We start from the raw sequence: 19,976 nt of genomic DNA, 5'->3' as shown, positions 1-19,976 counted from the left end.
ATTTTCAGAATTTACTGAAACATCATTTCAATCTTTCTAAAATCCCCTTGATAATGGTGGTCATTTGAGGTTCTGCGGCGTAAGCTGCCTTTAAGATATCCTCAATATTTGCTTTAGCAAGTGTTTCAGGAATTCCCATGTCTGTAATCACAGAAATAGCAAAAACCTTTAAACCTACCTGGATGGCCACCAAAGCCTCAGGTACGGTGCTCATTCCTACAGCGTCTGCCCCTACTAGTCTTAGCATTCTATATTCTGCTTTACTTTCTAAAGCTGGCCCACTTACGCTTACGTAAACGCCTTGCTGTACCCTGTCAAAAGAGTTTTCAGCAACTACTTCTTGGGCTATATGAATCATTTCTGCATCATAAGGTGCCGACATATCAGGAAACCTGTCACCTTTAATGCACTCCCCTACCAAAGGGTTCTCTGGTAAAAACAATGAGATATGGTCGTCTATTATCATTAAATCAGACACCGCATAGTCGGGATTCATGCCTCCGGCGGCATTACAAATTATAAGTCTGTCAACACCCAAACTATCCATCACCCTGACAGGAAAAGTAACCTGCTCCATGCTGTAGCCTTCATAATAATGAAACCTACCCGACATGCATACCACCTTTTTGCCTGAAAGTGTACCAAAAACCAGTTTTCCAGAATGAAACTCTACCGTGGCCTCTACAAAGTCGGGAATCTCTGCATAAGGTATCTCAAAATCTATCGAAATCTCTTTTAACAGTCCACCGAGACCAGTTCCTAAAATGACTCCAATTTGAGGTTTATAATCTCCTGTTTTATTTCTTAAAAAGTTGGACGTATTTTCAATTCTCTGCAGCAAAGTCATATCCGTAAAATTCAAATGAGTTTTTAAACAACAAAAAAAGGGTCAAACCTTACGGTCGACCCTTCATTTCTTATAAAATATCTTTTACAAAGAAAGAGTACCTTTTTTAGCTGCTTGTATTAAAGTAGCTTCTAGGCCTTTCTTGTTAATAGTACGCATAGCTTGAGTAGAAACTTTAAGTTCCACCCAGATACCTTCAGACTCCAAGAAGAATTTCTGCTTCTGAAGATTTGGGTAAAATTTTCTCTTCGTTCTATTATTTGCGTGAGAAACATTGTTTCCTACTCTTGTTCTCTTACCGGTGATTTGACAAACCTTTGACATAATCTCTTTCGTTTAGTATAATTCTATAGCCTTCACGAGGCAACTCCTCAATTGGGGTGCAAATATCTTAAATATTTTAATCAATTGCAAGAGGCTCTTTTGTTTTTTCAAAGTAATTTCAATCCAGACCTAAAGCCTTAAATCTAAGCTACAAACCTATATCGTCTGTAAGAAACGTTTATCACGATTGTAAGTAAAATTACGCCAAACGAAATGTGGATTTTCGAGGGCTTGCACCTTTTTGTACCAAGTTATCGTTTCTACGGAACTGTTAGAATATTTTTATTCATATCGTTTCTACCGATATACCGCTCCTAAGGAGCTAATCAAACTTTTTTTTGATGGCTTTGCCATCAATGTTTTGCAGCTACCAAGCAAATGGAATCTTTTATTTACTTCAAACTGCTTCTAGAGTCTTCTTGTTGTATGACAGGTTTTTCGTTCTGTATAGCCACCTCCAAACTCCACCAGTCCTCATAATCGACAAGAGTAGAGAGTGTTCTTAGTTGAATGAAGGTGGGCTTACTTTTTCATGAATTTGGGAGTAGTTCTATGATAAAGTTATTATCGAAAGGACAATATAGTTCTTTGCCAAAGAAAATTATTAATATCTCTCGAGCATGTCTTTACCACTTATTATTACACTTTTCCTATTATCCAACTTACAAGTAAACGTACTGGAAACTTTTGAGCCAATAGAAAAACCCTTCTATTAAGATTTTCCCCTTGAACTCTAGATTTTAGCAGATTAAATATTTCTTTTGAATTCCTAAGGTTATCTATCGTAACTTTTCCAAGTTTATACACTGCACCTTTAATGTAGTCCTGCAGTTCCCAAAATGAATCTTCCATTCTATGCTCGTCAAGCCCCAAAAGAAAATAGTCAGTTATTAGTCCGTCCTCTTCTTGAAAAAAGAGAACTGCCGGTAATTTGAGACTCTCATCAAGTTCAAAATATGGTTTCAATATTGGAATTAATCGTTCATGAGCGTCTAACTCATAAAGTCCTCTTCGTTCTTTACCATCATTTGCTTTTAAATCTTGCCCAAAGTAACTATCCTGTTGAGAAATATAAAAGATACTCAAGAATCTCCCTGAGAGCCTGTCAAGAGCTCGCCAATAATCTTTATCATTCAATATTTTGTTAATCTATGGATTCTCATGATTGTATAATATAAAAGCAAAAGCCAATGCTTTATTTTGGCCTTTGTGCTCTTTACAAATTTCTAATATATTATCATACAATTCGCCCGTCTTAACATCAACAACCTCTCCGTTTTTAATGGTATTTATCGGAATCATTTTTCATTATTGTTTTACTATCATCGAAAGTTCTTTAAAATAAGCGGACTAATTCAAACAACGTCCTTATAGTACCCATAGGCAAAAACATCTTACCGCTATCAGGAAGTTTAATAAATCCATATTTGTCATAGAAACTTACTGCATCCTCGTCGATTGGGTCAACTACGACGGCAAATGAACCAATGCTTTTAGATATATCGAAACTCCTTCTTAAAGCGTCTACCAATAATAACTTCCCAACTCCTTTATTTTGAAATCTATTATCTATTGCCAATCTGCCAAGAAGTGTAGTCGGTATGGATTTATAAGAGTTCGGTAATTTTTTCTGAAATTCGGCAGGAATTAAATCTTGAGCTATGCTATTATTTGCGAGCGTATAATAACCTTTCAACAAACCTGTCTCTTGGTCATTTAACACGAAACAAACTGACAATTTCCTTTTGACATCTTGGTTTGCTTGCTTATGTAAATAATCATCAAGCATGACTTTTCCGCACGAAAACTCCTTTTTCCTATGACCTGAATTTAAGACTTCGGTTAGTTCATTCATTCAGACAAAAGAGCTTTGTATTCATCCGCAGCTGCAATGAGGCTTTTATTAGCTTTTGGTGGATTAGTAATCGCATCAAAAAAAAGCTCGCTATCTTTTACAGAGGCGATAATTTGGTCATTTTCTGCTATTATTTCCTTCGCTTTTTCTTGAACCGTCAGCACCACAAAATCGGTCAAACTTCTGTAACCACCAATGCGTGCGGCTCTTTCAAAAAACATTTTCTGCTCTTTGGATAAACGTGTGTCAAACCTCGCTTTTCCTTGTTTTGATTCTTTTGTTACCATAACCTTGTCATTCTTTAATTAAATGTACGTACAAAAAGCGTACAAAACAATTGTGCAGATAAATTCCGCCAATCGAATTTTCTACCATAAGCGATTCATTTTATAAAATCATATATATACCCAGTCTATTCGAAAGGAAACTGCAAAAAAACAAATGAAATAAAAATGAATTCGTTTTGAACAGGCTCTCAGTTGCTGTATGGGCATCTTGCGGTGAATTAATCAAACACTAAAATGGGAAAACTACTTAACCTTAGCCTTATTGCTTGCTCTATTTTCAGTCCAACTGGTTCTCATCCTCTAGGTCTTCAAGTAGGTATTTTTCTGGAAGACCTTTTTTCGAATTGATTCCCAATTTCTTTAGCATTTCAGCTTGTCTAATAAGGTTTCCGCTTCCTTTTGACAACTTATTCATGGCATCATTATACTTATCACTAACCTTTCCCAGGTGTTTATCTATTTCTTCCATATCACCAACAAATCCAACAAACTTTTCATACAGAAACTCGCCTCTTTTAGCTATTTCTAAAGCATTATTATTCTGCAATTCACGTTTCCATATATCCGACACCATTTTTAAGGCTGCAATCAAATTTGTTGGACTTATCAGCAGAACCCTTTTCTTATAAGCATAGCTCCAAAGCTCTTGGTCGAAATGGAGGGCCGTCATAAAAGCCGGTTCTATAGGAACGAAAAGCATAACGAAATCTAAGGTTTTGTCAAACTTGTCGTATTCCTTCGAACTCAGGTTATCTATATGGCTTTTAATGGACTTAATATGTTCCGCTAAATAGAGCTTTTGCACTTCTATATCTTCACAATTGGCAAATCGCTCATATGCCGTTAATGAAACTTTAGAATCCACAATGATATACCTATCATCAGGGTACTTTATAATTACATCTGGTTGCTTTCTTTTTCCATCATGGTCTATAAAGGTCTCTTGAATAAAGTATTCTCTATTTTTAACCAGCCCTGAGTATTCTAAGATATTTTCCAGAATCATTTCACCCCAGTCCCCTTGCGTTTTGGCTTGCCCTTTTAATGCCTTAGTAAGGTTTGTGGCATCCTTACTGATTTGTTGATTCAAATCCACTAACTCTTTAATTTTCCCTTCAAGTGAGAATCTCTGCTTGGATTCTTTATCATAGGTTTCTTCCACTTGCTTCTTAAACTCTTTCAAATTCTCCTTTAGTGGATTTAAAAGAAGCTCTATATTTTCTTTGCTCTCTTTAGAAAACTTCGTTGTTTTTTCTTCGAATAATTTATTAGCTATGTTTTCAAATTCTATAAGCGATTTCTTCCTAGACTCTTCAAATTCATTATTCTGATTAGCTATTTTTTCTTGCAGATTTGCGTTGAGTGTTCTGAATTCACTGAGCTGTGATGTTAATAGCCGTATTTGATTATTATTCTCTTCAATGTTTTTCTGCTGCTTTTCATTTGTCAACTTTTCTAAATGAACTTTTTCTTCATAATTTCTTCCATTAACCTGTAATTCCGTTATTAATGTTTCTTGACTTCTGTTTACTTCCTTTTCTTTTGACAGTGTAGCTTCTAGTTTATCAAGGTTTATTCGCAACTCTTTCTCAGTAGCGGTTAAAACTCCTAAATCATAGTCTGCCCTAATATTCTTTTGTTTTAAACCTTCATATTCAGTTTGACTAACCGTTTTTGAGCTTAAATATAAATACGCAATAAGAAGTCCAGATAGAAACGTTCCGATACCAATCAAATAGATGCCCTGCATTGAATTTAATTATTTTTCCTTGTTAATTTAATTTCTACTTCCCCTTATCTATCCAGTAAATTTAATGAAGTTGTTGCCATATTAGGAATCTCCAACTAAACACTCACATCTTTTCTTCCATACGACATACACTTTACGAAACGCTATATTTTCATAAAGTAAAATTGCTAATCTTTCATAGGCCATGGAACTGAAATCTCACGGCATTTTTCAGTGCTTTTCAGAAACCATTGAGTTGAAATCAGAAAACTTCACTCTTAACTGATAACAATAAAGTGATTCATAGATTGCCCTTAGCTAGTATCTCGGCAATGTTGTTTTTCATAAATAAGAAAGGAAGCATTCACTTGACTGAAAAGAAGGTCAATTTGACCGAAGGTGTCCAAGAGTATGGATTAATGAGATATTAACCCATTTAGGCTTCCAAAAATTTACAAATTCTCAGTTTACAGAAAGGTGAGCCTTTGTATTATATGATTTAATTCTTGTCATGATTTTGGCATTAAGTTCCAAAATAACACCAAACGAATAGCATCCTTATTAATATACTCCTGCTCTAGAGCTAAATTGATTGTAATTTAAAAGACCTACGGTAAGAACCTTGTCTACATTCTTTTAAGATAAATTTAACATTGAGATATGACACCGTAGGTATGATATTTGCTTATTTTCGTACTGGATAAATCCACTGATTTGCTTACAATCCACACATGAAAAAACTAATCTCTTCCTTACTTTTACTAACATCATTTGCGACCATAGGGCAAATATATCCAAGTAGCTTTCCACAAGGTGGACTCTTCGAAGGTTCTGTAATTTTCAAAGATCTCAATGGCGATAGTAGACCAGACCTATTCATGACGGGCCAAGATTTTGTTTTCAAAGGCAAAACAGAATTATTCCTAAACTCTGGCAATGGCTATTTTTCACCAAAAGAAAACCCTTTTGAAAAAGTTTGGGAATCGTCTGCCGCCTTTGCCGACATTGATGGCGACCATGACCAAGACCTTCTATTAACCGGACGAAATGACGATGGCGAAAGAATAACAAAACTATACCTAAACGCAGGTAAGGGTGATTTTTTTGAATTGAAGAACACAGGGTTGCCAGCGATGAGTCATTCCTCTGTAGCCTTCACAGATTTTGACAATGATGGTGACCAAGATATTATCTTAAGTGGAAATTCTTATACTAACATTAATGGGAAAACTGAGAACAATCAAATTTCAAAAACTTTTTTCAATGATGGCAAAGGTAACTTTTCGGAACACCAAGAATTAGAGGGTTTCTACCTAGGAAGTTTATTGTCGATTGACTTAAATAATGATAATTATTCCGACCTAATCTTATCAGGGTCTAACGGAAATAGTCAATCCTACAAAACCAACATTTACCTAAATGATGGAAATGGTAATTTGAATATCACAGATAGTACCACTTTGCCAGGTTTAATTTATTCTTCCATTGATTATTCTGATGTTGAAAATGATGGCGACTTTGATATTATAATTACAGGCTTAATAGCACTGAATCAAAGTCATTCTGCCTTGTACCTAAATGACGGGAATGGGAACTTCTCAAAAGACGAAAGCAATAGCTTTATTCAGATAGATACGGGCACTGCTAAGTTTATTGATATCGATAACGACTCAGACGAAGACTTGGTTATAAGTGGTGGAATCAATAGTAGTGCCGGCAAAATTTATTTAAACGATGCAAACGGTCAGTTTACAGAAACTTCGGCTTTCACTATTCAGCCCATTGGAAGGTCCGCCATGGATGTCACAGATATTGATGGAGATGGCGACTTAGATTTCATCATCTCTGGTACCCTCTCCACAGGAAAACCAACTGCTTCTATTTATTACAATTACGCCAGCACTTGTGTGCCAATTTATTCCACACAGACCTATGTAGCCGCTTCTAGTTTTGAATGGATAGATGATATAACTTATACTTCAAGTACCAATTCGGCAACATATTTAAGCCAAAACAGTCAAGGCTGCGACTCGCTGATAACCTTAAACCTGACTATTGAGAATTCAAATACGGCAACACAAACTTTTGCAGTATGTGATTCTCTAGTTTGGATAGATGGTTATACTTACTGCGAAGACAATGACTTCTCCACTTTTGCATTAAAAAACGCCGCAGGTGGAGACTCCGTAGTAACATTAAATTTAACTATTTTAGAGCCTTCATATAGTACGGATAGCCATACGGCTTACGACTCCTTTATCTGGATGGATGGTAAAACATATACCTCCGATACCACCACAGCAACCTACACTTTAAAAAATCAAATAGGATGTGATTCTATCATAACTTTGAATCTAAATATAGTGAACTCTTATCCCGATTCGCTAGGCTTTGTGGAGCAAATAAACACTCCTTTTAAAGGAGTAGCAGCGGGCTCTTCAAATTTGTTTGACATGGATGGAGATGGCGATCTTGATTTAATAATTTCAGGGCGAAGCTCACAGGTCACTTTTTCAGAAAGAATTACCGCTACTTATAAAAATAATGGTTCAGGTGATTTTACAATTTATGATAACCCAAATTTACCTGACATAGCCTTTTCTTCTATAATGCCTGGTGATGTAGACGGTGACGGTGATTTGGATTTACTACTCTCAGGCAATAATAATTCAAAAAACCTTACTGAGCTTTATTTAAATGACGGATTGGGTAACTTTACAATAGACGGTAGAAACAGCTTGCCGGGTATAGACAATGCATCTATCCACCTTGTAGACTTGAATAATGATTCGTCATTGGATATCGTACTAAGTGGTAGAGTAAACTACCCAAATGTTATTACCCAAATATATTTTAATGACGGAACAGGATTATTTACTCAAAGTAACACTTTCATCATAGAAGGTCTTGAGTATTCTTCTATAACCACCGGCGACATCAATGCTGATAACTCGATAGACTTGTTAATTTCAGGCTCCAACGCTTCAAATGAAAAGTTCACAAAACTCTTCATCAATAATGGTTTTGGTGACTTTACAGAAAGCTTAAATACACCTTTTGTAAATGTATCTCAATCAGCATCTGCATTTTTTGACATTGACAATGACAATGATTTAGACTTAATTTTATCTGGAGTAAATTTGGATGGCACGCATACAATTCTATACCTAAATGATGGTTTAGGAAACTTTAGTGTAGATTCCTCAAATCATTTTACTCCACTTCGTTTTTCCGCTCTAGCCACCGCAGATGTTGACAATGATGGAGATCTAGATTTTGTAATTAGTGGTTGGGATAAAAATAATAAAAGCCTTACCGAATTATACCTAAATAATGGTTCTGGTAAATTTCAAAAATATAGAAACTCCATTTTTGAGAATGTAGCTTTTGGCTTCTTTGCTTTTGGCGACATCGACAATAACTCAAGGATTGATTTATTCCTAGGAGGAGCCTCCTCTAATGGCTTTAAATCAAAACTCTACAAAAACTTTGAAATGCAACAGTGCATTAAATTTTGCATTCCAATAGTCATACAAAAAGTAAAGTAGAATTTACTTCGTACTAAACTGTTGTCCTGTATTTTTAAAAAGCACATTGAAAGAGGTCATAGAGCCGTAGCAGCGGGTAATGTATTGCTGGCAGTCCACTTTAGCTTCGTCAGACAAATCACTGGCATTTACCTTTTGCTCAAGCACACGTAGCTTGTCACGCATCATCACTATTTTATGAAAGAAGGTTTCAATAGGCATTTCTTTGGAAGAAAGATTATCGTCGGCGGGCTTCAAAATGAGGGTTCCACCCTTCCATCTATCACCTAAAGGCACGGTTTCAGTTTGCCCGTTCCACTTTTGAAGTAATTTTATAAGCGTTTGCTCTACGTCAAACATAGAAACCATATCAGACTCTGCACCTACATATTCTATTATTTCTAGATCCTCCTCAAGATCGACCTTAAAGCTGCCTTGATTATAAAAAGTGATATCATAATAAGTAGAATGCACATTCATCACCACGCCTAAACCGTACTCTTCATGTTTTACTCTACTGCCTATTCCTAAAAATTTCATTGCTATTGGTTTTGTTTAATAGTTAATTTCAAAGGCTATGCCAAAATAATCTGAAATCAAAATTCAGCATGTTTTTATTCTTTTTTAGGCAACTCTAAATTTTATTTTTATATTCGTGTGTTACATTTTTAACACCTAGCTAATTATTAATTTTGAAAAGACTCATACGCATCATATTTCTTATAGGATTTGGGCATATAGCACTGGCTCAAAACGGAAATCTAACAGGCAGGGTAGTTAGTGACACCGGCGAGGGTGTGCCCTTTGCTACGCTCTTAATTCCATCAGAAAACAGGTCTGTTCTTTCTTCAGAAGAGGGCTATTTTGAGATGCGTGCATTAAATGCCGGAACGTTCAAATTAATGGTAAGCTCCATAGGTTTCCAAAAACAAACATTGTCAGTTGTTCTCTCAAACCTTTCTAACACAGAAATTGAGATTATCTTAAACGCAGCAGCAGCATCTCTTAACGAAGTAGTTGTTACAGGTACCATGAAAGAAGTAAATCGCTTAGAAACACCTGTACCGGTGGAGATTTACACGCCACAGTTTTTTAAAAGAAACCCAACACCGAATGTTTTTGAGGCCCTGCAAAACGTAAACGGTGTAAGACCGCAGCTCAACTGCAACGTCTGCAACACCGGTGACATTCACATTAACGGCTTAGAAGGACCGTATACCATGATTTTACTGGACGGCATGCCCATAGTGAGTGGACTGTCTACCGTTTATGGTCTTTCCGGAATTCCAAATTCTTTGATAGAGCGTGTTGAGGTGGTAAAAGGACCTGCGTCTTCTTTATATGGCAGTGAGGCCGTAGGGGGGCTTATCAATATCATCACCAAATCACCTTTAAAAGCCGACAAACTATCTGTAGATGTGATGGCTACCAGCTGGCAAGAACTAAACGTGGATTTGGGTTTTAAACAAGCCGTTGGCTCCAAAATCCAGACCTTAACAGGTATCAATTACTATAACTACCAAAACCCTATTGATAATAATAGTGACAACTTCACTGATGTAACCTTACAGCACCGTATTTCTTTATTTCATAAATGGAGTGTCAAACACAGCGGAGATAAATACTTCAACATAGCCGCCAGATACTTTTATGAAAACAGATGGGGTGGCGAAATGGACTGGACTGAAGCCTTTAGAGGCGGCACAGAAAAGTATGGAGAGAGTATTTATACCAAAAGATGGGAGGTTTTAGGGAAATATGATCTACCTACAAAAGAGAAACTGGCTCTTACATTCTCGTATAATAATCATGACCAAGATTCCTATTATGGCGACCTACCTTTCTTTGCCAAACAGAATATTGGTTTTGCACAAATGACCTGGGACAAGTCTCTAAAAAACCATGACCTACTTTCAGGAATAGCGGCTCGCCATACCTTTTATGACGACAATACACCAGCCACAGCCTCAGCAGAAAATATCAATATTTCTAAACCTGAAAACAGTCTTTTGCCCGGTGCTTTTTTACAAGACGAAATCACATTAGATAAAAAACAAAAAGTGCTTTTGGGATATCGCTTCGACTACCATCAAAAACATGGCGGCATTCATACACCAAGAGCAGCGTACAAATACAATCTGAACAAATTTAACATTGTCAGGCTAAATGTAGGTACAGGTTTTAGAGTAGTCAACCTCTTTACAGAAGACCATGCCGCCCTCACAGGAGCTAGAAAAGTAGATATTCTTAGTGAACTAAAACCAGAAAAGAGCATTAACGCCAACCTTAACTATATGGGTAAGTTCTTTACCAAAAACAGCGGCTTTATTGGTTTAGATTTCACCGCTTTCTATACGCATTTCAATAATAGAATAGTGCCTGATTATAGCACAGACCCTCAGAAAATAATTTATGATAACCTAGATGGCTATGCGGTATCTAAGGGTATTTCTGCCAATGTTGACTTTAATTTCGCTAATGGTCTAAAGCTATTGACAGGAGCCACACTCATGGACAACACGCTTATTAAAGATGGCGAAACAGAAAGACCACTCCTTACAGAGCACTTCAGTGGCACATGGTCAGCGTCATACACTATCCCGAGTATAAACATTATGGTAGATTACACAGGTAACCTTTATGGACCGATGGAGCTTCCGATACTTGGTGCATCAGACCCAAGACCTGATACTTCGCCATGGTGGAGCATTCAGAATATTCAGTTTACGTATTCACCTAAAAGTTCGACTGTAGAAATTTATGGTGGTGTAAAAAATCTTTTAAACTTTACGCCTGCAGCCAATAGTATTGCCCGATCCTTTGACCCGTTTGATAAAGAAGTGACATTTAATGCCGCTGGTGATGTGGTGCCTACGACAAACAATCCTTACGCATTAACTTTTGACCCTAGTTATGTTTATGCCCCAAATCAGGGCATCCGAGGCTTTTTGGGAGTGAGATGGAATCTGCCCTAAAATTCTTAGAAACAGAAAAAGGAGCCTTTCGTAAGGGCTCCTTTTAATAAGACTAACTCAAACGTTTATTTTAACGTCTTCCTTTAAATTCTCTTCTTCCTCCAGAAGAACTCCCAGACTCTCTCCTTCTATCTCCCCCACCAGAAGAATTTCCAGAATCTCTCCTTCTATCACCTCCTCCAGAAGAATTTCCAGATTCTCTTCTTGGATTTGGTCTTCTATTATTCTGCTTTAATGCGGCTTTTTCCGCCTTAGAGGTAGGCTCGTCTGAAGGCTCAAAACCTTTTAAGACACTACTTGGTAATTTTTGACCCAATAACTTTTCAATATCACGTAGAAAAGTCATCTCGTCTACCGAAACCAAAGAAATGGCTTCTCCGCTAGCCCCTGCTCTTCCTGTACGTCCAATTCTATGAACATAGTCTTCTGGTACATTAGGCAGTTCAAAGTTTATAACATGCGGTAAAAGAGGAATATCAAGCCCACGTGCTGCAATATCCGTAGCTACCAAAACTCTGATTTCGCCATCTTTAAAACCTGCTAAGGCCTTTGTTCTAGCATTTTGAGTCTTGTTTCCATGAATGGCCGCAGACGAAATTCTTTGTTTACTTAGTTTTTCACTCAGCCTGTTGGCACCATGTTTTGTTCTCGTAAAAACCAAAACTTGATTCCAATTTCCCTCCAAAATCAGTTTCGACACTAATTCCGTTTTATTACCAGCATCCACAAAATATACTTGATGCTCTACTTTCTCTGCAGTAGTATTCTCTGGTGTAGCCTCTACCAATACTGGATTGTGTAAAAACTCACCCGCTAGCTTTTTGATATCTTTAGAGAATGTAGCAGAGAATAAAAGGTTTTGTCTTTTGGCAGGAATAAGAGCCAATACTTTCTTTATATCTCTCAGGAAGCCCATATCTAACATACGGTCTGCTTCATCTAAAACTAAAATTTCCACTTGGCTAAGTGAAAGAGCCTTTTGCGAATGCAAATCCAATAATCTACCCGGAGTGGCTATCAATATATCCACGCCCTGTCTTAGAGTTCTAACCTGTGGGTTTTGATTTACCCCACCAAAAATCACGGTAGATTTGATATCTAAAAACTCACCATATTCTCTTACGTTTTCGTAAATCTGAGCAGCCAGCTCTCTTGTTGGTGTAAGAATCAAACTTCTAATAGGCCTTCTTCTATCTAACGGAGCTTCTGACAAAAGTTGTAGAATAGGCAGTGTAAAACCTGCGGTTTTACCTGTTCCTGTTTGTGCAGAAGCTAGAACATCTTTTCCTTCTAAAACTCTTGGAATTGCTTTTTCCTGAATGGGTGATGGTTTCGTATAACCTTTTTTATCAATGGCTTGTAACAAAGATTTTGACAAGCCCAATTTTTCAAATGACATAAGAACTGTTTATGAAACAACAATTCTGTTTTAAGAGTTGTTTCGGATTAAGCCGCAAAGGTACGGCTTAATTATTAATTCTATTTTCTTAAGCCAAACTTATAAATCTTCAAACACAGATGTTCAAGGCATTAAGCCAAGATAAGGCGAAAAAAAAGACCACTTAAAGTAAAATATTACCATCTAAAAAATAGTTGATAAGCCATTGACTTCAGTCAGTTAAATTTAACCAGCTATTATCTTATAAAAAAATATGAACGAAAAAGACAGCACTCAGCTGGACAGATTCCTATGGAATCTTGCGGGTTTTAAGCCCAGCATTATCGCGGCATGCGGTATAGATAAATTTCACTCTAAAATTATTGGTGTGCTGCTCATCATTGTGGGCCTTTACGCCACCTTGGCATGGACATTCTTCTTTCAAACCTTCTCTAGCAATATCGTCCTTGCTGTTTTGGCAGGTCTTTTTATGGGTTTCTTTATCATAGCTTTTGATAGAGCTATGATTTCCTCCATGTCTTCCGGAAAAACCAACTATTTTTCTTTAGGCTTTAGATTTATTTTGGCTATTCTTTTAGGTGTGTTTTTATCGCAGCCTATGATTTTGAAGTTTTATCAGCCAGAAATAAGTAGAGAGGTAGAAATATTGGCAGATAAAAAAGTGGCAGAAAGGAAAATTGAACTGGAAGCCCTTTATAAATCCGATATTGATGAGCTAACCGCTCAAAAGGCAACTTTACAAACTCAGCTTGACGACACTCAAAATCTTTTGGGTCAGGCTGAAGCTGACTTTAAAATTGAGATGGACGGCAGTGGCGGCACCGGAAAATATGGCTACAGCACCGTAGCTAAACAAAAAGAAAAAATACTAAGACGCTATGAAGAAGATTTGGCGGGGTTAAAACTTGCTAATATTTCTAAGATTGAGGTTTTACAATCTAAGATTGACACCTTTAATCATAAAGTCAATGCCGAAATTGAGCTTTACCAAAGTGAAAATAATGTTTTTGGTACTTTAATTCAGGCAGAGGCCTTGGAATCTTTACTACAAAAAGACACCTCTGGAGCTCTTAAATTTAGATTTTATTTACTTTCATTAATCCTTATTCTGATAGAGCTTTCAGCCTTGATAGCCAAAATGCTATTTAAAATGGAGAGTTATAAAAAGCGTGTGAGTATGATAGAAATGGAAGAAATGACAGAGTTAGAACATGAGAAGGATATTCTTCTGGCCAAATTAGAAGAGTTAAAATCGCTAAGAATGGAAAGCGAATCTCAGCTTCAAAAGAAATTTTTTGAAGACGCCAAAGGCGTAAGTCACGAAAAACTGGAAGGCTTATTAAAAGCCTGGAAACAAGACGAAGAAGGCACTGCTAAATACTACTGGAACCTTTTCAAGAGTAAACTTACGCTGAGCGGAGATTCTAGTTATTGAGAGAAATAAAAGGAGTGGCATCTTAAAAATGCCACTCCTTTTTAAATTTCAAGCCGAATCCCTTACGCCTTTGAGCACAAGAATTAGTAGAAAAAAGACATAAAATTATTGCAGTAAAGTCCGTTATGATGTCAATTATGTGTAGACTTCTTTAAAAGTCAAACCGTTTGTAAAGGGTCGGAGAGATTCACTTATTTTTATCCATTATTTATTTATCCATTATCTTTTGGCCGTCTTTTTCTCAATTTTGTAGCCTCGTTCTTCTTGTAAGTACTGCTGCTTTAATTTGATTTATAATAGACCTACGTGAAATGAGTTTCCCAATTCATTTACAAACCACATAGGTAGTATTGTAATTTATCTTCCAACCGTTTTTAATAGCATTGGAATTATTTACGGAGATATAAAACGGGAGGAGCATTGTTGCCGCTATTCCTATTCGCTTGCACATCCAAAACCTCAACATTTGGAGTGTCTCGCAAATTAATCTCAGCAAAATTAGTCGAGCCGAAATGAATACTTTTTAATTTACTATTTTCTCCTAAAAACTATACCTTACCTTGTGCTAAGTGACCGCCACCAGCATTACTACCACTACCACCTCTTAATCTTAAACGGAGAGGTGGTTATTATTTGACATGGTCTTGTTTTTTCCGTTGATTCACTCACAATGCGTAAACCTGAATTTTTCAGCGTTGTAAAGGTCAAATATTAGATTGACTCCTTTTAGTTGGTAGTTGGTACCATCAGTACCTTGAATTTCTATTTCTTTATTTACACAGACACTATCTAGGTAATAATTTTGACGGAACGTTAAGCTTTCTAAGTTGATATTATTTTTTAGGTTTAATGGCTTCATCCTGCTTCTTATTGAAAATAATGTTAAGCTCTTCAGTGCTGTATTTTCACTAAGGTCTAATTCTTCTAAATCTCTAAAGCTATATAAAACCAGCCTTTCTAATTTTTTATTATTTTTAAAATCAAAACGTTTTATGTGAAACTCAGGTGCATACATTCCGTAAACTTTCTGTCCAGGAGGAATATCTCGACCGAGAATTAACTCTTTTAGATTTTCAGCACTATCGGTAATAAGTCTTTCAGAAGGGCCGCGACCCTGCTCGGTATCCCCAACTTTAAAGTAGACTAAATTTTTAAATTTTGATAAGTCTAATGTTGTATTGGCAATATTAGGGATAATTAACTTTTTTAACTTTGGAAACTGCTCTAAGCCTTCAATAGTGTGATAGTCAACTTAGTTGTTATTTTCACTAATCAGATTTACATTTAAAGAATCAATCATTTCGACATCTTTAAGATAAACCCTGCCATTTACTCTTAGGTCGCTATCAATACCGGCTTTGATCAAAAACTTCTGCAAGGATGTATCAGGTATTTCTATGAAAGCCAGGCTACTGTCAATTTCAGGTAACACCTCAACCTCTGGCTCCTTAATTATCGTTTCTTCAGTTTCCTGCTCCTTTTCTACCGTTTCATCTTTGCATCCGGTTAAGGCTAGGATGGTGAATGGAATAATGCACCAATATGAATAACTACTTAGTTTTTTTAATGTATTCACTTTTATTCTAAAGTTTTCAAAGAATTTAACTTAAACCCTATTGACAATGGGTAATACTAAATTTTTCAGGGTTGTAAAGGTCCAGGTATAGATTCAGACCTTTTAGTTGATAATTTTCAGAACTATTCCCTGAAATTTCCAAATACTTATTCACGCAAATATTTTCTAGAGACCAGTTTTTAATAACGACCAGTCTTTCCAATTGACTATTTCTATTCAGATTGACCATACTCACTGCATGAGAAGCAATTATCGAAAGACTTTTTAAGACGGTATTCTCACTCAGATCTATTTCCTGTAAATAATAAGCACCAAATAGAACTAGTTTTTCTAATTTCTTATTTTCCCTCAAATTCAAATGTTTGATTCCTATTCCAGTATTAATGGGGAAAGAACCTGGAAACCTTGGATTATAGTCTGCACCCAATACCAACTCTTTCAAGTTTTCAGCTCCTTTTGTAATTACGTGGTAGGGTTTGCTAAAACCGTAGTCCAATTGATAAGTGAAATGTGTTAAATTCTTAAACTGCGATAGATTAACAGAATCCATAACTTGTCGAATGGTCAATTTCTTCAAATTAGGAAACTGCTCTAAACCCTCTAATGAACGATAATAAAGTACTTGGAAACGTTCATCCTGAACAATCCCTATTACCAATGAATCTATCTTTTCCACATCTTTAAGATATATCCTGCCATTTACCCTACGGTCACTATCTATGTTTGCTTTGATCAAAAACTTTTGAAGTGTAGTATCGGGTATTTCAATGTATGCGAGGGTACTATCTATTTCAGGTAGTTCCTCTACTTTTGGAGTTTCTTTTTCAGGCTCTTTGATGACTACTCCTTCTATTTCTTTTTCTACTGCTTCTTCTTTGCATGCGGTGAAAGCGAGAAGGAAGAATGGAAGAATGCTCCAGCGTATTCTACTATTGTATTTTTTCAATGTTTTCATTTTCCTTTAGATGTTATCTCCACTCCATTGTTGCTCTTCTCTACCTACAGTCAACCTCACTCACAATGCGTAAATCTAAATTTTTCTTGATTGTTTAAATCTAAGTAAAGTTCAATTCCTTTTAGTTTATAATTACTTTGATTCGACCCTTGAATTTCTACATTCTTATTAATACATATAGTATTTATTTTATCGCTATCAATAATAACCAATCTTTCTAAACTGGTATTATTAGTCAAATCAAGACCTTCCATTTCTCTTACAACTATCAATGAAAGACTTTTCAATGCTACGTTCTGACTTAGATCAAGATCTTTTAAGTTTTTCATACCGTACAAGACTAATTTTTCAAGTTTTTTATTATTGGTTAGATTAAGTTTGGGTAACTTAATTTCAGAAATCGTAAAATTATAGGCCTGACTTCGGATATAATCAGTACCAAAAATAATTTCTTTCAAATTATCCGCTCCAGTAGTATTGAGAAAACCCATTTGATTGTTATTATAGATTAAATTAAACTTGAAATGTGTCAGCTTCTTAAATTGTGATAGATCTACTGAATCAATAAGCTGTATCATTTCTAGTTTTCTCAAGTTCGGGAACTGTTCTAAACCCTTTAATGAATGATAGCGTACATAATTATTATTTTCGCTATACAGGTTTACATTTAAGGAATCGATCTTCTCCACATCTTTGAGATAAACCCTGCCATTCACCCTACGGTCACTATCTATGTTTGCTTTGATCAAAAACTTTTGAAGCGTAGTATCGGGTATTTCAATGTAGGCGAGGGTGCTATCTATTTCGGGGAGTTCCTCTACTTCTGGAGTTTCTTTTTCAGGCTCTTTGATGACTATTTCTTCTGTTTCATTTTCTACTACTTCTTCTTTGCAGCCAGCGAAGGTTAGGATTATGAATGGAAGAATACTCAAGAGTATTCTTCCAAATGAAATGCTTAATATTTTCATTATTCAATAATTAATCTTTTTGTTTCAATTGTATCATCGTCACTTATTACTTTAACATAAATCATACCTCCAAAGTCTATTTTTGGTAGCTCTAGATATTTAACGACTATTTTCCCTGTAGTAGTTTCAGGTGATTTATAATTCTTTTGATAAAGTAATTCACCTCTTTCGCTTAGAAGCTCTACTTTAATTTCTTTACCATAATTTATAGTTGAGAGAGCAATGTTTATATACTTTTGATTTAGATCTGCAGGATTAGGATAAACTGTAGACTCATTTTGTTCGGCCATTCTTGCCGCTGGTGCCCCTGAAACACTGCAAAATGGAATAATTGATGTTCTCCCTACATTGTCCTTTACAAAGCCAGTAATGCTGCTTGTACTACCGCCCAATGTTCCGTTTGAAGTAGAATTATTTAATGTCTGATTAAACTTTGATGAAGTGGTCGTATACCACTGCTTACTTACATAAGTAACACCTGAAGGTGCAACCACATTAACAGTATAGCTCCCTAAAGACCCTGAAATGGTTATTTTTGGAATAGCGGTGGGCGGAACTGGCGTTTTTGTTAAAACACCTGGCGTCCCATTTGATGGCCCAGTAATGGCATTAATGCCTAACCCATATAATCCAGTTCCATTAAAATGTACCCCATCTTCTTGTCTTGCAGAACCAAGAATATATAGTGTCGAGTATGAATCAGTATTAAAGAAATAAGAGATATAAGACGAATTGTTTGCGGCGATCAATTCTTGCTGTTTTATAACATTTGAATTTATATTACTAATTCCCACTTGAATAGGTGTCATGCTTGAAGGAGTGTTTGGCAAAGAATAAAGCCAACTTTGGCTTGGTTGATTTGGAAAACTATAGTTATTAACAATGTTAAAATGCTTTGTATTACCACCTCCAGATATTGATTCAGCAGTAAGAGAGACTCCATAAATACCCCACTTTAAGTTAGGAAGGATTATTCTTGATTCATCTATAATAGCTATTTTGCCGTTTACAGTATTATCCGAATCAAAAGACTGGCTTATCAATTGTTTCTCGAAAACACTATCGGGGATGGTAACATATTGCTGAGTAAAATCCAGATTTTTCAGAATTGGGTTGTTAGCACATCCAACAGGCAAGTCACTTTCTACCACTGCTTCTTTGCAGGAGAAGAGGGAAAGAGCCATTAATGAAAAAATGAATATGTTTTTCATTGAAATTTCACCCTTCACGTGATGCGTGAAGGATGAGTTTTATTTTTTACAGATTTTGTAGGTCACTTCTTGATTGGTTCCCAACAAAACTGAGTTACTATTAATTAGCCTTTCTTTTTGCTCTTTAGTTGAAATGAAAATTGTCGTAAGTGGTTTACTACTTATAAAAACTTTCTCCAGATTAGGGAAGCCAGAAATATCAATTTCTTTCATCCAAACTACGGATATTCCCAAGCTTTTTAGATTTTCATTTGGACCCAATTTTAAATAGCTTAGTGTTTTATCTAATTCGTACGAACCACCTCCTCCTGAAAAGGCAGAGTAGGAAAATTCAGTTAGTGCCTTATTATGTGATAAATCTAGACTATCTTCTAAGCAGTTTACTACGGATAGCTTGGTTAAGTTTTTGAAATACTCAATACCTGTTAAATCTTTGGTAATGTATTGCTTATCCAAACTATATGAATTAACAACACCCAGTTCTGTGATTTTCAGGGCATCACTCATTAGCATTTTACCATTTATTTGGCCATCAGAATCATATTTCCAATCTACAAGCCAACGTTCAAAGCCGGAGTCTGGTATCGCAACATAATTGGCTGAATAATCAAGGGAGGAAGAAGTAAATTCTTCTGGACATCCAAGAGGCAAGTCACTTTCTACCACTGCTTCTTTGCAGGAGAAGAGGGTGAGGGTAAGTAATATTAATGTTATACTGTTTTTCATGATTCTTTATTTAATTAAGATTCTTTGAGTTTCTTCTTTGTCTCCCATCATTACTTTTGCATCAACTTTGCCCCCTTTCATAGTATCCGTCAGGCATTCTGAGTCTGAACTATATTTTGCTCAAGTTTCATTAATCCCAGAATTCAGCAACATCGCAAATCG

18 protein-coding genes are annotated in these 19,976 nt (G+C 36.0%); 3 read left to right on the top strand and 15 right to left on the bottom strand.

Features of this window, described 5'->3' with window-relative positions; all coding sequences use genetic code 11:
* Positions 1 to 22 precede the first annotated feature (22 nt).
* The 7 genes from ACSBFT_RS01010 to ACSBFT_RS00980 form a co-directional block, all read right to left on the bottom strand.
* Positions 23 to 847: a purine-nucleoside phosphorylase gene (locus tag ACSBFT_RS01010; RefSeq protein ID WP_489602959.1), complete on the bottom strand. Its 825-nt coding sequence runs from the start codon at positions 845 to 847 to the stop codon at positions 23 to 25.
* 84 nt (positions 848 to 931) lie between these two features.
* Entirely contained in the window at positions 932 to 1,171 is a 240-nt protein-coding gene (rpmB, locus tag ACSBFT_RS01005) for a 50S ribosomal protein L28 (protein ID WP_111372246.1), read from the bottom strand.
* 639 nt (positions 1,172 to 1,810) lie between these two features.
* Positions 1,811 to 2,308, bottom strand: a complete 498-nt coding sequence (locus ACSBFT_RS01000; protein ID WP_489602958.1) for a hypothetical protein — start codon at positions 2,306 to 2,308, stop codon at positions 1,811 to 1,813.
* 12 nt (positions 2,309 to 2,320) lie between these two features.
* The gene (locus ACSBFT_RS00995) at positions 2,321 to 2,473 is read right to left on the bottom strand and encodes a hypothetical protein (protein ID WP_489602956.1); all 153 of its coding nucleotides are present in this window, start codon (positions 2,471 to 2,473) and stop codon (positions 2,321 to 2,323) included.
* 34 nt (positions 2,474 to 2,507) lie between these two features.
* Complete coding sequence (locus ACSBFT_RS00990; protein ID WP_489602955.1) at positions 2,508 to 3,026, bottom strand: GNAT family N-acetyltransferase; 519 nt, start codon at positions 3,024 to 3,026, stop codon at positions 2,508 to 2,510.
* Positions 3,023 to 3,313 (bottom strand): type II toxin-antitoxin system TacA family antitoxin, encoded by a 291-nt coding sequence (locus tag ACSBFT_RS00985; RefSeq protein WP_463049064.1) that lies wholly within the window; start codon positions 3,311 to 3,313, stop codon positions 3,023 to 3,025. The genes ACSBFT_RS00990 and ACSBFT_RS00985 overlap by 4 nt, the downstream gene beginning before the upstream one ends.
* A gap of 277 nt (positions 3,314 to 3,590) precedes the next feature.
* Positions 3,591 to 5,063 (bottom strand): DNA recombination protein RmuC, encoded by a 1,473-nt coding sequence (locus ACSBFT_RS00980; RefSeq protein ID WP_489602953.1) that lies wholly within the window; start codon positions 5,061 to 5,063, stop codon positions 3,591 to 3,593.
* Between the two features lie 710 nt (positions 5,064 to 5,773).
* On the opposite strand from ACSBFT_RS00980, the gene ACSBFT_RS00975 reads away from it, so the two are divergent.
* Complete coding sequence (locus ACSBFT_RS00975) at positions 5,774 to 8,590, top strand: FG-GAP repeat domain-containing protein (protein ID WP_489602951.1); 2,817 nt, start codon at positions 5,774 to 5,776, stop codon at positions 8,588 to 8,590.
* Positions 8,591 to 8,593: 3 nt separating this feature from the next.
* Here the strand turns inward: ACSBFT_RS00975 and ACSBFT_RS00970 are convergent, their stop codons facing one another.
* Entirely contained in the window at positions 8,594 to 9,109 is a 516-nt protein-coding gene (locus ACSBFT_RS00970) for a DUF8685 domain-containing protein (protein WP_489602949.1), read from the bottom strand.
* A 152-nt stretch (positions 9,110 to 9,261) separates the two neighbouring features.
* Between ACSBFT_RS00970 and ACSBFT_RS00965 the strand changes: the two genes are divergently transcribed.
* Positions 9,262 to 11,544 carry a TonB-dependent receptor gene (locus ACSBFT_RS00965; protein ID WP_489602947.1) on the top strand — a complete coding sequence of 761 codons (2,283 nt, stop codon included), beginning with the start codon at positions 9,262 to 9,264 and terminating at the stop codon, positions 11,542 to 11,544.
* A 70-nt stretch (positions 11,545 to 11,614) separates the two neighbouring features.
* On the opposite strand, the gene ACSBFT_RS00960 is transcribed toward ACSBFT_RS00965, so the two are convergent.
* The gene (locus ACSBFT_RS00960; protein ID WP_463049058.1) at positions 11,615 to 12,943 is read right to left on the bottom strand and encodes a DEAD/DEAH box helicase; all 1,329 of its coding nucleotides are present in this window, start codon (positions 12,941 to 12,943) and stop codon (positions 11,615 to 11,617) included.
* A gap of 253 nt (positions 12,944 to 13,196) precedes the next feature.
* Between ACSBFT_RS00960 and ACSBFT_RS00955 the strand changes: the two genes are divergently transcribed.
* Positions 13,197 to 14,378, top strand: coding sequence for a DUF4407 domain-containing protein (locus ACSBFT_RS00955; protein WP_489602945.1), 1,182 nt, complete (start codon positions 13,197 to 13,199; stop codon positions 14,376 to 14,378).
* A gap of 661 nt (positions 14,379 to 15,039) precedes the next feature.
* Here ACSBFT_RS00955 and ACSBFT_RS00950 read toward each other — a convergent pair.
* From ACSBFT_RS00950 to ACSBFT_RS00925, 6 genes are all read right to left on the bottom strand, one after another.
* On the bottom strand, positions 15,040 to 15,393 hold the full coding sequence (locus ACSBFT_RS00950) for a hypothetical protein (protein WP_489602944.1): 354 nt from the start codon (positions 15,391 to 15,393) through the stop codon (positions 15,040 to 15,042).
* A gap of 237 nt (positions 15,394 to 15,630) precedes the next feature.
* Positions 15,631 to 15,954 (bottom strand): hypothetical protein, encoded by a 324-nt coding sequence (locus tag ACSBFT_RS00945; protein WP_489602942.1) that lies wholly within the window; start codon positions 15,952 to 15,954, stop codon positions 15,631 to 15,633.
* 37 nt (positions 15,955 to 15,991) lie between these two features.
* On the bottom strand, positions 15,992 to 16,909 hold the full coding sequence (locus ACSBFT_RS00940; RefSeq protein WP_489602940.1) for a hypothetical protein: 918 nt from the start codon (positions 16,907 to 16,909) through the stop codon (positions 15,992 to 15,994).
* A gap of 56 nt (positions 16,910 to 16,965) precedes the next feature.
* Positions 16,966 to 17,877, bottom strand: a complete 912-nt coding sequence (locus ACSBFT_RS00935) for a hypothetical protein (protein WP_489602939.1) — start codon at positions 17,875 to 17,877, stop codon at positions 16,966 to 16,968.
* The gene (locus ACSBFT_RS00930) at positions 17,877 to 19,088 is read right to left on the bottom strand and encodes a hypothetical protein (protein ID WP_489602938.1); all 1,212 of its coding nucleotides are present in this window, start codon (positions 19,086 to 19,088) and stop codon (positions 17,877 to 17,879) included. The genes ACSBFT_RS00935 and ACSBFT_RS00930 overlap by 1 nt, the downstream gene beginning before the upstream one ends.
* 39 nt (positions 19,089 to 19,127) lie before the next feature.
* Positions 19,128 to 19,814, bottom strand: coding sequence for a hypothetical protein (locus ACSBFT_RS00925; protein WP_489602936.1), 687 nt, complete (start codon positions 19,812 to 19,814; stop codon positions 19,128 to 19,130).
* Between the last annotated feature and the right edge of the window lie 162 nt (positions 19,815 to 19,976).

The organism is Arcticibacterium sp. SM2516 (assembly GCF_057914865.1).
The sequence above is the reverse complement of the archived record's forward strand: the minus strand, read 5'-3'. Positions and strand labels throughout refer to the sequence as shown.

Bases quoted from the DNA above. Each gene is read 5' to 3' on its own strand.
- ACSBFT_RS00960 (WP_463049058.1), bottom strand. From the start codon at position 12,943: ATGTCATTTGAAAAATTGGGCTTGTCAAAATCTTTGTTACAAGCCATT.
- ACSBFT_RS00935 (WP_489602939.1), bottom strand. From the start codon at position 17,877: ATGAAAATATTAAGCATTTCATTTGGAAGAATACTCTTGAGTATTCTT.
- ACSBFT_RS00930 (WP_489602938.1), bottom strand. From the start codon at position 19,088: ATGAAAAACATATTCATTTTTTCATTAATGGCTCTTTCCCTCTTCTCC.
- ACSBFT_RS00975 (WP_489602951.1), top strand. From the start codon at position 5,774: ATGAAAAAACTAATCTCTTCCTTACTTTTACTAACATCATTTGCGACC.
- ACSBFT_RS00970 (WP_489602949.1), bottom strand. From the start codon at position 9,109: ATGAAATTTTTAGGAATAGGCAGTAGAGTAAAACATGAAGAGTACGGT.
- ACSBFT_RS00995 (WP_489602956.1), bottom strand. From the start codon at position 2,473: ATGATTCCGATAAATACCATTAAAAACGGAGAGGTTGTTGATGTTAAG.
- ACSBFT_RS00985 (WP_463049064.1), bottom strand. From the start codon at position 3,313: ATGGTAACAAAAGAATCAAAACAAGGAAAAGCGAGGTTTGACACACGT.
- ACSBFT_RS00990 (WP_489602955.1), bottom strand. From the start codon at position 3,026: ATGAATGAACTAACCGAAGTCTTAAATTCAGGTCATAGGAAAAAGGAG.
- ACSBFT_RS00955 (WP_489602945.1), top strand. From the start codon at position 13,197: ATGAACGAAAAAGACAGCACTCAGCTGGACAGATTCCTATGGAATCTT.
- rpmB (WP_111372246.1), bottom strand. From the start codon at position 1,171: ATGTCAAAGGTTTGTCAAATCACCGGTAAGAGAACAAGAGTAGGAAAC.
- ACSBFT_RS00980 (WP_489602953.1), bottom strand. From the start codon at position 5,063: ATGCAGGGCATCTATTTGATTGGTATCGGAACGTTTCTATCTGGACTT.
- ACSBFT_RS01010 (WP_489602959.1), bottom strand. From the start codon at position 847: ATGACTTTGCTGCAGAGAATTGAAAATACGTCCAACTTTTTAAGAAAT.
- ACSBFT_RS00925 (WP_489602936.1), bottom strand. From the start codon at position 19,814: ATGAAAAACAGTATAACATTAATATTACTTACCCTCACCCTCTTCTCC.
- ACSBFT_RS00940 (WP_489602940.1), bottom strand. From the start codon at position 16,909: ATGAAAACATTGAAAAAATACAATAGTAGAATACGCTGGAGCATTCTT.
- ACSBFT_RS00950 (WP_489602944.1), bottom strand. From the start codon at position 15,393: ATGTATGCACCTGAGTTTCACATAAAACGTTTTGATTTTAAAAATAAT.